Annotated in this window: 12 protein-coding genes; 4 read left to right on the top strand and 8 right to left on the bottom strand. The window is 49.0% G+C overall.

The annotated features are described in order from the left end of the window. Positions 1-75: 75 nt before the first annotated feature. A complete protein-coding gene (locus tag JSQ97_RS01790) occupies positions 76-1,077 on the top strand; it encodes a LacI family DNA-binding transcriptional regulator (protein WP_205074476.1) in 1,002 nt (333 codons plus the stop codon). Positions 1,078-1,110: 33 nt separating this feature from the next. On the opposite strand, the gene JSQ97_RS01785 is transcribed toward JSQ97_RS01790, so the two are convergent. The 3 genes from JSQ97_RS01785 to JSQ97_RS01775 all read right to left on the bottom strand — a co-directional run bounded on the left by JSQ97_RS01785 (position 1,111) and on the right by JSQ97_RS01775 (position 2,934). Beyond that, positions 1,111-1,569 (bottom strand): flavodoxin family protein, encoded by a 459-nt coding sequence (locus JSQ97_RS01785; RefSeq protein WP_205074475.1) that lies wholly within the window; start codon positions 1,567-1,569, stop codon positions 1,111-1,113. Positions 1,570-1,729: 160 nt separating this feature from the next. Beyond that, positions 1,730-2,473 (bottom strand): NAD(P)H-dependent oxidoreductase, encoded by a 744-nt coding sequence (locus JSQ97_RS01780; RefSeq protein ID WP_239446865.1) that lies wholly within the window; start codon positions 2,471-2,473, stop codon positions 1,730-1,732. After that, on the bottom strand, positions 2,470-2,934 hold the full coding sequence (locus JSQ97_RS01775) for a MarR family transcriptional regulator (protein WP_205074473.1): 465 nt from the start codon (positions 2,932-2,934) through the stop codon (positions 2,470-2,472). Before JSQ97_RS01775 ends, JSQ97_RS01780 begins: the two co-directional genes overlap by 4 nt. 371 nt (positions 2,935-3,305) lie before the next feature. Here JSQ97_RS01775 and JSQ97_RS01770 point away from each other — a divergent pair, with 371 nt between their 5' ends. Continuing rightward, positions 3,306-4,121, top strand: coding sequence for an aldo/keto reductase (locus JSQ97_RS01770; protein ID WP_205074472.1), 816 nt, complete (start codon positions 3,306-3,308; stop codon positions 4,119-4,121). A 26-nt stretch (positions 4,122-4,147) separates the two neighbouring features. On the opposite strand, the gene JSQ97_RS01765 is transcribed toward JSQ97_RS01770, so the two are convergent. Together JSQ97_RS01765 and JSQ97_RS01760 are read right to left on the bottom strand one after the other, a co-directional pair. Beyond that, positions 4,148-4,990, bottom strand: a complete 843-nt coding sequence (locus JSQ97_RS01765; RefSeq protein WP_205074471.1) for an SDR family NAD(P)-dependent oxidoreductase — start codon at positions 4,988-4,990, stop codon at positions 4,148-4,150. Between the two features lie 227 nt (positions 4,991-5,217). Continuing rightward, positions 5,218-5,652: a MarR family winged helix-turn-helix transcriptional regulator gene (locus JSQ97_RS01760; RefSeq protein ID WP_239446863.1), complete on the bottom strand. Its 435-nt coding sequence runs from the start codon at positions 5,650-5,652 to the stop codon at positions 5,218-5,220. Between the two features lie 54 nt (positions 5,653-5,706). On the opposite strand from JSQ97_RS01760, the gene JSQ97_RS01755 reads away from it, so the two are divergent. Continuing rightward, positions 5,707-6,492: a hypothetical protein gene (locus JSQ97_RS01755; RefSeq protein WP_205074470.1), complete on the top strand. Its 786-nt coding sequence runs from the start codon at positions 5,707-5,709 to the stop codon at positions 6,490-6,492. 109 nt (positions 6,493-6,601) lie between these two features. Beyond that, positions 6,602-8,152, top strand: coding sequence for a UDP-N-acetylmuramoyl-L-alanine--D-glutamate ligase (gene murD, locus JSQ97_RS01750; protein WP_205074469.1), 1,551 nt, complete (start codon positions 6,602-6,604; stop codon positions 8,150-8,152). A 90-nt stretch (positions 8,153-8,242) separates the two neighbouring features. Here murD and mutS read toward each other — a convergent pair whose 3' ends face one another. The 3 genes from mutS to bamA form a co-directional block, all read right to left on the bottom strand. Beyond that, positions 8,243-10,825 (bottom strand): DNA mismatch repair protein MutS, encoded by a 2,583-nt coding sequence (gene mutS, locus JSQ97_RS01745; RefSeq protein WP_205074468.1) that lies wholly within the window; start codon positions 10,823-10,825, stop codon positions 8,243-8,245. Between the two features lie 4 nt (positions 10,826-10,829). Then, positions 10,830-11,363 carry an OmpH/Skp family outer membrane protein gene (locus tag JSQ97_RS01740; RefSeq protein WP_239446861.1) on the bottom strand — a complete coding sequence of 178 codons (534 nt, stop codon included), beginning with the start codon at positions 11,361-11,363 and terminating at the stop codon, positions 10,830-10,832. 74 nt (positions 11,364-11,437) lie between these two features. Then, the gene (gene bamA, locus JSQ97_RS01735) at positions 11,438-13,867 is read right to left on the bottom strand and encodes an outer membrane protein assembly factor BamA (protein ID WP_205074467.1); all 2,430 of its coding nucleotides are present in this window, start codon (positions 13,865-13,867) and stop codon (positions 11,438-11,440) included. Between the last annotated feature and the right edge of the window lie 61 nt (positions 13,868-13,928).

The raw sequence follows: 13,928 nt of genomic DNA, 5'->3' as shown, positions 1-13,928 counted from the left end.
GTATACACAATTTACACGCAGTTTACATGTAATTGACAACTTAACGATTTTAAATTATAATAAATAAATACACTTATGACTGTCAAAGAATTAGCAAAATTAGCTAATGTTTCCACTGCAACGATTTCCCTAGTACTGAACAAAAAAGAAGGGGTAAGCGATAAAAAACGACGCGAAATAGAAAAGCTTATAGCGAAAACCGGTTATACGCTCCGTCAAGCCCCGACAAAAAAAAAGAATAAAAACTTATGTTTTTTGAAAGTGCTCAAATCGGGATATTTTGTTGAACAAAATGCGGGATTCGTTTCGAAAATCATGGACAGCGTACAGACGGAATGCAGTAATTTCGGCTACAATTTAAATATCGTCGTCGCAAAAAGTGATTTTTCAAAGGCTCTCATGGAAATAAACGGCGGAAATTATGACGGCGTTTTCGTCATAGGAACCGAACTTGATCGAGACGATTTTAAGTACTTGGACATCCTCACGCTGCCCTACATCGTCATCGACAATTCAATGCCCGTGTACCAATGCAATTCCATCACTATGAATAACGAAGAGATGGTATACACCATATTAAAACACCTTGCGCTATGCAACGACCCCGACTTCGGCTATCTGCACGGTCTGCCCGAAGCCGTTAATTTTATCGAAAGAAAAAATGCCGTCTTTACCTACGCAAAAGAATTCAATTTCGATTTTAACGACGACAAAATGTTTTTGATAGACGCAAACGTCAGCGGCAGCTATGAATCGATGCTCAAAATAATCCGCAGCGGCAAACGGATCCCTCGTATTTTATTTGCGGATAACGATATCGTTGCGATCGGCGCAATGAAAGCGTTGCTGGAATCCGGCTATAAAATTCCGGACGATATAAAAATTGCGGGTTTCGATGACATATATCTATCTTCCATAGCTTCGGTTCCGCTGACAACAATGCACGTACAGCGCAAAATGATCGGAGAAATTGCGGCGCAAACGTTAATAAATCATATCAGTAACCGATTTAAAAGTTATTCGAAAATTAAAATCGGCGGTACACTCAAAGTCAGAAAAACGACTTCATTATTTTAATAAATTTTGTAAACCGCTCGGTATTTTGAAAACTTACATCGCTAAAATATCGTTTTCGAAAAATGCGATCGCGTTTTTAAAATCCTCTTCGTTCGGTCTGCCCTTATTCAATCCGCCGATAAGTTTAAAAGGACCGTACGTATCGAATCCTTTGCAGGAAAATATACCCAAACAGATTTTGCCGCTTTTTTCCGTTTTCGCTCGAAGCGCTTTTTCATACCTTACCCTGCCCGCGCCCGACGTGTAGATAAAAAACAATTTTTTTACATCGCTTTTAATCGCCTGTTCGAATACGGCCGAAACGACCCGAGAAAACTTTCCGTAATAAATTCCCGATGCAAATCCCAGTACGTCATAGCGGGAAAAAATTTCGGGAGTGCAATCTGCCGCTTTAACAAGAACCGTATCCGCATACTTTTCTTTGATTTTCAAAAGCAGCTTTTCCGTATTTCCCTTGTGCGGAGAATCGTAGACGATGCAAATTTCATTCATAATTCAAACCTCATTTTTCCCGTATATAACCGTATTCGTTATGATATACGGCCGAGAGCGGACTTTCCAAAACGACCTCTCCGTCACGCAATCGTTTTTTTGCAAGTTTCCGATAGTCGAAAACGATCGCATCGCTTGCACAGTTGTAAAAACATTCTCCTCACAAAATGCAATTTTTTCGATTTTTCACCGACACGATACCGTCCGCAAAAACAAAATTATTGACGGGACACACCTCTATACATCTTTTACATGCGCGGCACTTTTCGTATACGATCGACACGGTTTTGAATTTCGCATGAATTTTTTCCTGTGAAAGTATTTTTAATATAAAGCGCATGGGCATTTTAGTATATGCAAAAGACGCGCTGCCATCCCGTATCGATTCCCGGTCGGAACACAAATCGACGACTTTGCTTGCGGCGTCCTCTATTACACGTCTCTCCGCATCGCCCGGACGGTCTTCCGATATCTTTGTGCGAAAACTTCTGCTCAGCGTATGAAACGAAGCGAGTTTTATGCCCAAAACCGGCACGTAGTTTTTTCGTTTCAATGCGCGTCCCATCTCTTCCAGCGCGACAAACGAATGCGCTCCTCCGTAACTTATAAACGGCACGGCAATCTTCGACCGCTTTTCGTCCGGAGACGGAAGCATCGCGATCGTGCGCAATACCGTGTGTTCCGCGTGACCGGCATATACCGGCGCGCCGACAAAAAGAACGTCGAACGCGCCCACCTTCGCTGCGAGATTTTCGCGTTTGTCCGACGCGAACAACAAAGTATCGTCTTTTGTCAGGTCGATGATATCGGCCGTACCTCCCCTCGCTTCGATACTTTTTCGGATCATCCGCGCAGCGGTAAGTGTGTGTCCCGAAGGACTGAATACGATTACGACGGCTTTCATACGATATCCTCCGTTTTATCGAAATCGGGTATATTTTCGTTTACCAATTCCGCTAAACGCGCTATCGCCGAAAATTCTTTTTTCGAAAGCGAACTCAAATACGCCGTAAGTTTTTTATTAAAATCTTTGTGAAATTTTTCGTGATTTTTATACGCACGCACTCCTTCTTTCGTCAATGTTATGTAAACGGTTTTTTTATTTTCGGCTTTTTTATATTTTCTTATCAATTTCTTTTTTAGCAATTTATCGGCAACCTGCGTTACCGCCCCGTTTGTAATGCCGAGTTTTTTTGAAAGCTCCGATGCGCAGTATCCGCCCGACAAACCTATCGACTCTATAAAATGTATTTCGCTCTGATAAAGCAGGTGAGCGGTGCCGAAGCGCTTCGCTTTTTTATCGTTGGCATTGATCCGGTATTGGATCTTCGCCGTAAGCTCCATAAAGCTTTGTATGTCGTTCATCGTGCCGTCCGTTTTTACGGCTTTCCGCCGATATATTTTAGCTACTAAAATAAATATACACCCATCGCCGCCTTTTGTCAATATGTTTTAGTAACTAAAATATTTATCCCGTATTATAAAGAGTTCAAGACCCTTTAGAGACTATCTTGACGTTTGCCGCATAATCGGTATTTGTGACAATGCGGCAACCGCTTTGCTTTTATCACATCGGAAAAATCAACGTGCTTGCCTATGTTCACAGCAATCTTTCGTAAAACATTCCGGTTCGCCGCCGTATTATCTTTCCGTACTGGGAACTGCCGGCTTGTAAATGTATTTTTTTTCGTTATAATAAAGACGCGATCACGATTTTTATTAACGGGAGGTTCCGTATGGGTATCGATGAAAAAATTACGCTCAACAACGGCGTACTCATGCCGAAGTTCGGACTCGGCGTTTACAAAGCCGGAGACGCGACGATCGAAGCGGTACAGGCGGCACTCGAATGCGGCTATCGTCTCATCGATACGGCGGCCTTTTACAACAACGAAACCCAAGTCGGCAAAGCGATCCGCGAAAGCGGTGTGCCGCGTGAAGAAGTTTTCGTTACGACGAAAATGTGGAATCAGGATCAGAGAGACAACCGGCAGGAAGACGCATTTCACGAAAGCCTCAACAAACTCAAACTCGATTACATCGATCTCTATTTGATTCACTGGCCGGTACCCGGAAAATTCATCGACACGTGGAAATACATGGAGGATTTTCTCGCGTCGGGAAAAGTTCGAGCGATCGGCGTGAGCAATTTTTTACAGCATCACCTCGAAGAACTCGCCGCAGTTTCGAGCACTGTCCCCGCAGTCGATCAATTCGAATGCCATCCGTTTTTAACGCGCGAAAGCCTTCGCGACTACTGCGCTTCTCATTCGATTTTTCCCGAGGCGTGGAGTCCTCTCGGACGCGGCATCGTGCTCGAAAGCCGGACGATCAAAGAAATCGCCAAAGCGCACAAAAAGAGCGCGGCGCAGGTGACGCTCCGCTGGGATTATCAAAACGGCATTATCACGATTCCGAAATCGGTCAATCCGAAGCGCATCAAAGAAAACGCCGCGATTTTCGATTTCGCTCTCACCGACGACGAAATGGAAAAGATAAGCGATTTGGATACGGGCACGGCAAAACAGGATCCCGACAATTTCGATTTTTAACGGCACGGATGCCGAGACGGTTGATTTTACAAAAAGCGCCAGAGTTCCCACAGCGACTGCAAGATTTCGCGCGGTACGATTTTTGCAATGATGCGGTGCAGCGTACTCACGGCGCCCGTCGTTACGACAGGCAGATTTAAAGCGCTCCCCAAAAGTGAAAGGTGCGCAACTGCGGCAGTATCTTCTCCGAAATGAAAATTGCGTATCGCGTGAGAAGATCGACCAGCGCCGGACTGCGCATTTTTAATAAATTCGGTTTTCGTCATCCAGTACGGACATACCGCCGTCACGCGGATGCCGCGTGAAAAAAGCTCCCAGCGGAGAGCGCGCGACCAGCTCAGCACGAACGCTTTTGTCGCGGCATAGACGGCGAGATGCTGAAACGGCTGAAATGCGGACGTGCTCGAAACGTTGATGAGCCTGCTCCCCCGCTTCATATACGGAAGAGATGCAAGCGCGGCATTGACAAGAGCCGTACAGTTGAGCGCGATCATTCGCTCGTTGTCTTCGCTCGTTATGTCGCCGTAATTTCCGATTTTGCCGATGCCCGCACAGTTTATAAAAAAAGCGATCGTCATGCCGTCACCGCTTTTTTCGGTCGCAGCCGAAAGGGCGAGCTCGGCGAAGGGTGAGCGTTTCGCTTTCGATTCGAGTGCAATTTTTAAACGATCGATGCTCGCGGATTTTGTTAAATCGATCGGCAGAACTGTAGCCGGATGAGCGAGTTCCGAAGCAAGGGCAAGCAATTTGTCTTCCCTCCGTGCGATAAGCAAGATTTCATCGATATCTTTCCGCCGGTCTACAAGTTTTGCATATACGCTTCCGAGTCCGCTCGAAGCGCCCGTTATCACAGCGAGCCGTATCATCATGAAGAAAATAATAAGGTGCTTTGCGCTTCGCGTCAATACGGCAGAGGGACATCTCTCAAGACAAACGCGCCGAAAATCATAGTTTCTAAAAATATCGTACGGCGTAAAAAATAGACTGCACTTTTTCAGCTGCACTCTGTTCATCGCACCCGTCGGTACGTATACGCGAGTACGACACCGCTCCTGTGTTCGTCGCCCTCATCCGTACGCATACGTGCAGTCGACTTCTACTGCGGAAAATTTTCTGCAATGCGCGTGAGGTAGGCAAAAGCCTTTTTCTTTTCGTCTTCGGAAAATCCTTTATAGAATATTTTCAGCAGATCGTTTGCAAGTTCCGCCGTCACATCGTTGTAGCGCTTTCCTTTAGACGTGAGCGATACGAGCTTGCTTCTCGCATCGCCGGGAGACGGAGCCGTTTTAACAAATCCGTCGCGCTCGAGTTTTCGCACCAAAACGGTCGCCGTCGATTTATCGCGGTTGATTTTCTCCGCGAGCTCTTTCATCGAGAGAGCGTCCTTTGCGGCGAGCTGAAATAAAATAAAGCCGTGAGAAGAAGCGAAATCGGGCAGGCCCTTTTCCGCAAGACGCTTTATGAGAAAATCCGCCGCCGCCGAATGTATGCGCGATACGAGCGACATGCTCTGCCGTATATCCGTATTCATAGCAAAAGTATACAGCTTGTTGCCCTCTAAATCAAATAGCGGTACAATGGCGCCATGTATCTTTTTTTTATCAAAAAAAATTTTTACGACGGCTGGGATAATATGCTCACGCTCATCGTCGTAAACATCGTCGTCATGGCCGCGTCTTTGGGACTCTTGTCACTTATCTATGCGCTCCACCGAAGCACACCCCTCGTCATTGCGCTCATCATCCTCTTCGGCATCGTCATGTCGATACTCGCACTCGCAGCGGGAGAAATCGCTTCCTCTGCGGCAAATTTCGGCAGCGCCCATATTGCGGACTTTTTTCGAGCGATCCCGTCGTGTATCGCGGACGGCATCCGTTTCGGTCTTGTTCTCGCCGTCGTGGGAGCTGCGTCGTATGTATGCATCCCGTTTTACTTTGTGCAAAAAACGCTTCCTGCAATGTTTATCGGTTCGATGTTCGTATGGCTCGTCATCTTTACGCTGCTTTCCCTCCAGTGGTTCGTCGCGATCCGTTCCTTGCTGCATAACAATTTCAGAAAATGCATAAAGAAATGTTTTCTCATATTTTTTGACAATATATGGTTTTCCCTGTTTATGGCGGCATATACTTTTTTCCTCACGGCGCTGAGCGTTTTTTTACTCGGACTCCTGCCGTCTCTATCGGGCATCGCCATGGCACAGGTGAACGCGTTCAGACTTCGGTTGTATAAATACGATTATTACGAAGCACATCCCGAATTGAAAACGCCGAAAGAAAAGCGCTGCATACCGTGGGATGAACTTTTGCAAAACGATAAAGAGACTCTCGGCCCGCGTTCATTCAAATCGCTGATATTTCCGTGGAAAGAATAGGAAGTGCTGACTGCTGAGTGACAATACCGATTATATTAAAAACCGTATGTGCTTAAGTGTACTATTTTCATTTGCACTTTATACGTTTTTCTGTTAATGTTTATCGATTATGAATTTTAAAAGTATGATAACTTCTCCTCATGTATATCCCGAAGGCTGCGTGTTTTCATCGCTTGCCGATATAAAAAACAAACACATCACCGTCATGGGACTCGGCCTAAACGGCGGCGGAGAAGCGGCCGTCAGATTTTTTTTGAAGTACGGAGCCTACGTCGTCGCAACCGATATGAAAACCGCGCAAGAGCTGAAGCCGACCGTCGACTCGCTCAACAACGATGCCTCTCTCAACCGGACACGACTCACCTATCGGCTCGGCGAACACAGAATCGACGATTTCCGTTTTGCGGACTGCGTTATTAAAAATCCCGGAGTAAAGTACGAAGGCAATACTTATCTCTCTTGTGCAAAAGCGATCGAAACCGACATGAGCATATTCCTTGCATTTACGAAAGCGCCGATCATCGCGGTCACGGGCAGCAAAGGAAAATCTTCGACGGCTAGTGCGATTTATTTCGGTCTTTCAGAGGCGGGTCTTATGGCCTTTCTCGGCGGAAACATCACCGTAAGTCCTCTTTCGTTTTTGGAAAAGACGAATGAAACGACGCCTGTCGTACTCGAACTTTCGAGCTGGCAGCTCGCGGACCTGCGCGGAAGAAAATTATTAAAACCGCGCATTTCGCTCATCACGAAGATCGTACCCGACCATCAAAATTGGTACGGAGACATGGCATCCTACGTCGCCGACAAACGCCTCATCTACGCCGATCAGGAAAAAAACAACTGTTCGATTTTCGATGCGGACGCCGACGATAAAGAAACGCCCGAACCCGAAGCGGGGCTTTCGTGGGGCGATTTTTTTGCGCGCGAATCGAAGGCGACGGTCTTCCGCTACAGTACGAAAGCCCTTCCTCCGGGCGTATACGGCGCATGGCAGGATACGGACGCCGACGGAAAATTTTGCGGAAAGGCGCGTCTTCCGGGAAACGATGTTCCCGTAACCCTCCTCCGCTCGGTATCCGTTCCGGGCCGTCACATGAGGGCAAACGTTTTGAACGCGGCGCTCGTCATGGCACTGTCGGGGATCGGAGCGGAAACTGTTTCGAATATTTTAAGCCGATGGAAAGGCATACCGCACCGCTTGCAGTACTTTCACGTATGGAATCGAAAACGCATGCGATTTCACTTTTACAACGATTCGTGCGCGACCGTTCCCGAAGCCGCCGTCGCCGCCGTTCAATCGTTCAAAGTGCCGGTGATTTTGATCGCGGGCGGAACCGATAAAGGATTGCCGCAAAACCCGCTTTCCGAAGCGCTTTCGAACGATACGCGAAAACGCGTAAAAGCGCTGTACCTGCTTTCGGGAACGGCGACCGATAAATTGACGGAATTGCTGCATGCCTCGGGCACAGCGTTTTACGGCCCCTACGATTCTCTCGGCGAACTGCTCGGTGCGCTCAAAGCGAACGAATGCGCCGACGATGAGCGGGAAGCAAACGAAGTCATCCTCTTTTCTCCGGGTGCGACATCGTTCGGTATGTTTACAAACGAATTCGATCGCGGCTTGAAATTTATGGAAGAAGTAAAACGCGTATTTCCGTAACCCCAAGCCTAAGCCTATATGCAGAACTGATGCCGCTAAGTATACCCGGACGGAACGCGAGCGGCGGTATTGTCTCGAAGCGGGTAATTATTATTTTCCCGAAAGCGATTTTTTCCAGCGGGCGACGGCCTGCAGCGCGGCAAGAGGGGTCATATTGTCGGTGTCGGCTGAAAGTATTTCATCGAGCACGATCTCTTCATCGCTGAAAAGACCGGGCGCATCGGAAGAGACGCGGATATCGGGAACGGAATCGAGAAGAGGTTTGTTCGAGGCAAGATTTTGAATGTGCGCAAGGATGACGCTCGCGCGGTCGATCACCGACTGCGGCACGCCCGCCAAGCGCGCAACGTGGATGCCGTACGAGTTTTCGGCAGCCCCCTTTTTTACTTTCCGCAAAAACACGACCGTACCGTCTTCTTCCGACACGTCCATGCAGAGCATTTCGAGCGACGGGTGTTCCATACGGGTAAGTTCGTGATAGTGCGTCGCAAAGAGCGTTTTGCACCCTATGCCGTCGAGCAGGTATTCCGACACCGCCTGCGCGATCGCAAGCCCGTCTTCCGTAGAAGTACCGCGCCCGACTTCGTCCATGATGACGAGCGATCTTTTTGTCGCCGAACGGAGGATGTTCGCCGTCTCGGTCATTTCGACGAGAAAGGTCGATTCTCCGCGCGCGAGGTTGTCCGTCGCGCCGACGCGGCAAAAAATTCTGTCGACGATGCCGAGCTTCGCCCTTTTCGCCGGTACAAAGGAACCCGTCTGCGCGAGCAGCGCGATGAGTGCGTTTTGCCTGAGAAATGTCGACTTACCGGCCATATTCGGTCCCGTGATAAGCGCAAACGAATGGCCGCCGGCTTCTCCGATCGTCAAATCGTTCGGTACGAACTCGCCCGCCCCCATGTGCGCTTCGACGACGGGATGTCTGCCCTGCTCCACTTCGAACGCGCATCCGTCGGTGATTTTAGGCTTCGTCCAAGCGTGCAAAACGGCGGCATGCGCAAAAGATGAAGACGCATCGGTATAGGCAATTTCGCCTGCAAGCTGCATGAGATACGGCACGTATTCGTGCAGAGAGTTTCTGATTTTAATAAAAAGATCGCGTTCGAGTTCGAGCACTTTCGTATCGGATTCGGTAAGCTCGTGTTCGAGTTCCTGCAGTTTTTCGGTCGTATAGCGGTCGCCGTTTACGAGCGCACGACGCATGATAAAGTGAGGCGGGACCGCTGAAAGCTTTCCCTTGCTCACTTCGATAAAATAGCCGAACGCATTCGTATATTTTATTTTCAGATTGGCGATCCCCGTGTTCCGCCGCTCTTCTTCTTCATAGCGTGAAAGTATTTTGTCGAAATCGTCGTGAACGCCCCTCCAGTGATCGAGTGCTTCCGACCAGCCGCTCTTAATGATCTTCCCTTCGGTAAGAGTCGTCGGCGGATCGTCGTTTATCGCTTCTTTAATAATTTCAATAATGCGCTCCGCACGTGAAAAATCGATGAGCGAAAAATCACGCTCTCGAAGTATCCCGCGTGCATCCTTCCACCCTTCAAGACTTCCGCGAAGGGCTTGCAGATCTTTCGGATGCGCTCTGTCCATTGCGATGCGACCGGCAAGTCGCTCTATGTCGAGTATGGGTTCGAGTCGGCCCCGTATATCGACGAGGAGCTTTCTGTCATCCGTAAAAAGGGATACGTGCTCCTGCCGTGCGGAAATTTTTTTCAGTTCGGTAAGCGGATACAAAAGCCACGACCGGAGCATACGGTTTCCCATCGCGGTCTTCGTGTAGTTGACGCATTCGAGCAGGCTGTACTGAGCGCTTCCGTCGCGAAGATTCGCCGTTACTTCGAGATTGCGCATCGAAGAATCGTCGATGACGACGTATTCGCTGTCCCTGTACACGCGTATGCCGTCCACATGAGGAACGGCGGTGTTCGTCGTCTTTTCAAGGTAGTCGAGTAAAAAACCCGCAGGCGCCACTTCTGCCGAATCTTCGCTCAGCCCGAATGGCGCGAGGTTCGCCGTTTTAAACTGCGCCGTCAATTTTTTATACGCCGTACTCGCATTGAAATGCCAATCGGGATAATACGAAAGCGCGAGGGAAGGAAACGCGGAAAGAACTTCCCGAACGACGGAAGACGATTTCAGCGATTCCGGCAAAAGCAGTTCGCGCGGAGACGAGCGAGAAAGCTCTTTCGGAAAATGCTCCGCCGTCTCAGCCGCCGGCCAAGAGGTCGCGCTGAACGAAGAAGTCGTCACATCGATAAACGCGAATCCCGCTTTACCGTGAGACACGGAAAGGGCTGCCGCATAGTTCGCGACGCTTCCGTCGAGATATTCGGCTTCGACCGCCGTACCCGGCGTGATGATTTCGACGACTTTGCGTTCGGTCAAGCCCTTGCCGTGTGCAACTTCGCCGACCTGTTCGCAGATGACGATTTTTTTTCCGAGTCGCAAAAGACGGGCGATATACACTTTCGCCGCGTGATAGGGGATGCCGCACATCGGAGAATCCCCTCGGTGCGTCAGCGTTAAATTCAAAAGACGCGATACTTCGACGGCATCGCCGTTAAACATTTCGTAAAAATCGCCGAGACGGAAAAACAGCACTTCGTTTTTATACTTCGACTTTATGGAAGCATACTGCGCCATGAGCGGCGTCGGCGAGTTTTCCGTCTTCATGCCGCTAGTTGTTTCCGAGCTCCGCGATCACCTGTTCGGTAACGTCGACGGAGGGGCTGTACCACAAAATCGCATTGTTTTGCTGCAAGCTTAAAATCATACTGTAGCCGCCTGCTTCCGCGATTTTTGCAAGTACGCCGTAAAGCCTGCGATAAAACGAATCGGAATCCTGAAGCGATTTTTGCATCGTCGCGAGTTCGATGTTTTTCGCATTCGTATATTCGCGCAGGTATTCCGTCTTTTGAGTGATTTGACTTTCGATACGCACCGCGTTCGATTCGTCGCCGGAATCTCCGTAGGAAAGTTTTCTCTGCTGCAGTGCGCGGAGCTCTTCCGTCCGCTTATTGATCTCTTCCTGATACTCGGCTTTTTTCCGCTCGTAATTGCGCACCGCAGACGAATTGCGAAAATATGCGTTATACACTTTCGCCGTATCGACGACGCCGAACTTCGTAATCTGCTGTGCCGAAAGGCGGGCAGCCGAAGCGAGAGTGCAAAGTAAAGCGGCAATCAGTATTTTTTTTATTCGATCGATCATCGCATTCTCCAAAATTATTAATTATTAAGACGGAAAACTTTCAAAAACGTCAGCGTTCGGAAGCTCCCCGTCAATCAGCGGTTCGTTATGTTGAACGAAAGCACGAATACGCCGTTCGGATCGTTGAAGTACCACCCTCTCGCATCGCTGTGCTTGAACGTCCACGCATACAAAAGGTGCAGCGGGAACTGCGGCAAGAGGAAGCGCAAGCCGGGTCCGAAACTGAAATAAAAATCGTTTACCGACAGATTGCTGAACATCGTTTTCACGTCACTCGTGATCGCAGCCGCATCGAAAAATCCGTCTACGCCGACGATATTCGGAAATATCGGAATTCGCAGTTCGAGGCGGTTGCTGAGCATCGCTTTGCCGCGGACTTTGTTGTAGATATTCGTCCACCCGCGTCCGTTGAACATACCGTCGATATAGGCTTTGTTCGAATCGCCGAGAAGCGTTCCGGGTACGGGGAACATCGTCGTAAGCCCCGTATACGCGGCGAATACCGCTTTAAACGACCACGTTTTTGTAACGGGGATATTGAACAGCGTAAAATAGCCTTCAAGCTTCGTATCGCTTTTAAGGAAAAATTCCTTTTCAAGACCGGGGATAATGCCGTACCAGCCGAGCCGCTGGCTCACGAACCAGCCGCGTGAAGGATCGTAGCTGATATCGCGGTCGTCAAGCGATACGCTCCCCCACAGGGAATTGGTCAAACCGAGTCTGTTCGCATTTTGATTGACGCTCGAATCGTGGGGTACATAAATCGATTCGTCATACACATTATCGCTGAGCGACGTCGAAAGTCCGCCGTTTATCTGCAAAATCGCAAAGTCGGGAAGCCACCTCCGTCCTACGGAAGAACTGAACGTAACGCCCCACGATTCAAACTGCATATAGTATTCGTCGTCCGAAACCGTTCCGTCTCCGAGCATCTGCAGACGCAGCGCCGATTCTTTCGAATGTGAAAACGATATGGACTCATTGATGCCTATCGGCAAATCGAAAAGCCAGCTCTGTCCGTAGGACGCGGTGACGGTCTGCGACGTATTTGAAATGTTGGTACCTGCGGAAACGGATTTCCCTTCTCCCCTCAAATTCGAATTCTGCCAGCGTGCAAACAGCGATATCGGAAAATCGTCCGGATCGGAAACGCCCGAAAAAGTCATGCCGAATTCAAGCGTCGTCGTCGACTGCTCTTCGACGGTAAACACCAAATCGACGAGATCGTTTTCGCTGCCGGGCATGGGCTCCGGAACGACGCTCGAAAAATACTGCAGGTTGTACAGGTTGCGCAAACCTTTCATCACTTTGTCGCGGGAAAAAACGTCGCCCGGTTCGAGGGGGATCTCCCGCCGGATTACGTAATCTTTCGTTTTGGTATTGCCTTTGATGATAATATTTTCGATGTGGCTCCTCGGCCGTTCGATGATCGAAAGCGCGACGGAAATCGTATGACGCTCGGCATCTTTATTGACCGCAGGCGCGTACTGATTGGTCATATAGCCGTTTTCGGCATAGAGACTCGTGATGCCCTGCAAGCCTTCCTGATACTTCGTCTGATTGAAGACGGCGCCGGGCTTTAATTTTATATACGACAAAAGCGTTTCTTTCGAAAATATTTCGTTGCCGCTTATCGTCGTACCGCCGTACGTGTACTGCGGTCCTTCCTGCATGACAAAGGTAAGCGTCAATTCGTTGCGGCCTTTTTTTTCGTTGAAAGCCGTTTCCTGCACGACGTCGAGTATACGCGCATCCGCATAGCCGCGGTCCTGATAATACGAAACGATCGCCTGTTTGTCGGCTTCGAGCGCCGAACGCTGAAATGCGCGTCCCTTCATAAGACCCGCTTCTTTGAGCGACATTTTGCTTTTGAGCGTACGTTCGGACACCAGCGTATTGCCGGAAAAGCGTATTGCCGAAATCACCGTACTCGCTCCTTCGTTTACGACAAAGGTAATGCGGATACCGTCGGAAGTCTCTTCGACAGTGTGTGAAATCGTCGCATCGGTATAGCCTTTTTTCAGATATACGTCGCGGAGCGCACGCTCGTCGAGGAGCACTTTGCTTTCGACGAATATGTCGCCGGTTTTTACCGTAACGGCGTCGCGCAGTTCTCCGTTTCTGATTTTCGAATTGCCCGAAAAGCGTATCGATTGAACGACGGGACGCTCCTTCACTTGGAAGACGAGCAGGATCTTATCCGCCGTTTTCGGATCGTGCTTTGCAAACGGCGTAATATCGTCGAACATATCGAGCGCGTAGAGGCGGTCGGACAAATCGGCATAGACTTCTTCGGTAAACGGCCGTCCGATAAACGCATTTGTAATGCCCGTAAGTTCGGAGCGCTTGACGTTTTTCAATCCTTCAAACGTGATTTCGGAAATCGTTTTACCCCAAAACCATCCCTCGTCTTCGTTTTCTTCGGCGGACACGGATAAAGATACACTGAATGCAATAAAAAGCGAAAGCACGAAACGAATATACATCTTGCGGTTAAAACGCATAGCATCTCCCATCAATACGCGCATATGGATAAAAGCGGCTGCAATATGCCGTACGGCGTTT

The sequence above is a fragment of the Treponema sp. Marseille-Q4523 genome (assembly GCF_016901105.1).
In the GTDB taxonomy this organism is placed as follows: domain Bacteria; phylum Spirochaetota; class Spirochaetia; order Treponematales; family Treponemataceae; genus Treponema_D.
This window is presented reverse-complemented; position numbering and strand designations above follow the sequence as displayed.

Excerpts from the sequence above, each read along its gene's own strand:
- JSQ97_RS01790 (WP_205074476.1), top strand. The coding sequence starts at position 76 with ATGACTGTCAAAGAATTAGCAAAATTAGCTAATGTTTCCACTGCAACG.
- JSQ97_RS01785 (WP_205074475.1), bottom strand. The coding sequence starts at position 1,569 with ATGAATGAAATTTGCATCGTCTACGATTCTCCGCACAAGGGAAATACG.
- JSQ97_RS01780 (WP_239446865.1), bottom strand. The coding sequence starts at position 2,473 with ATGAAAGCCGTCGTAATCGTATTCAGTCCTTCGGGACACACACTTACC.
- JSQ97_RS01775 (WP_205074473.1), bottom strand. The coding sequence starts at position 2,934 with ATGAACGACATACAAAGCTTTATGGAGCTTACGGCGAAGATCCAATAC.
- JSQ97_RS01770 (WP_205074472.1), top strand. The coding sequence starts at position 3,306 with ATGGGTATCGATGAAAAAATTACGCTCAACAACGGCGTACTCATGCCG.
- JSQ97_RS01765 (WP_205074471.1), bottom strand. The coding sequence starts at position 4,990 with ATGATGATACGGCTCGCTGTGATAACGGGCGCTTCGAGCGGACTCGGA.
- JSQ97_RS01760 (WP_239446863.1), bottom strand. The coding sequence starts at position 5,652 with ATGAATACGGATATACGGCAGAGCATGTCGCTCGTATCGCGCATACAT.
- JSQ97_RS01755 (WP_205074470.1), top strand. The coding sequence starts at position 5,707 with ATGTATCTTTTTTTTATCAAAAAAAATTTTTACGACGGCTGGGATAAT.
- murD (WP_205074469.1), top strand. The coding sequence starts at position 6,602 with ATGAATTTTAAAAGTATGATAACTTCTCCTCATGTATATCCCGAAGGC.
- mutS (WP_205074468.1), bottom strand. The coding sequence starts at position 10,825 with ATGAAGACGGAAAACTCGCCGACGCCGCTCATGGCGCAGTATGCTTCC.
- JSQ97_RS01740 (WP_239446861.1), bottom strand. The coding sequence starts at position 11,363 with ATGATCGATCGAATAAAAAAAATACTGATTGCCGCTTTACTTTGCACT.
- bamA (WP_205074467.1), bottom strand. The coding sequence starts at position 13,867 with ATGCGTTTTAACCGCAAGATGTATATTCGTTTCGTGCTTTCGCTTTTT.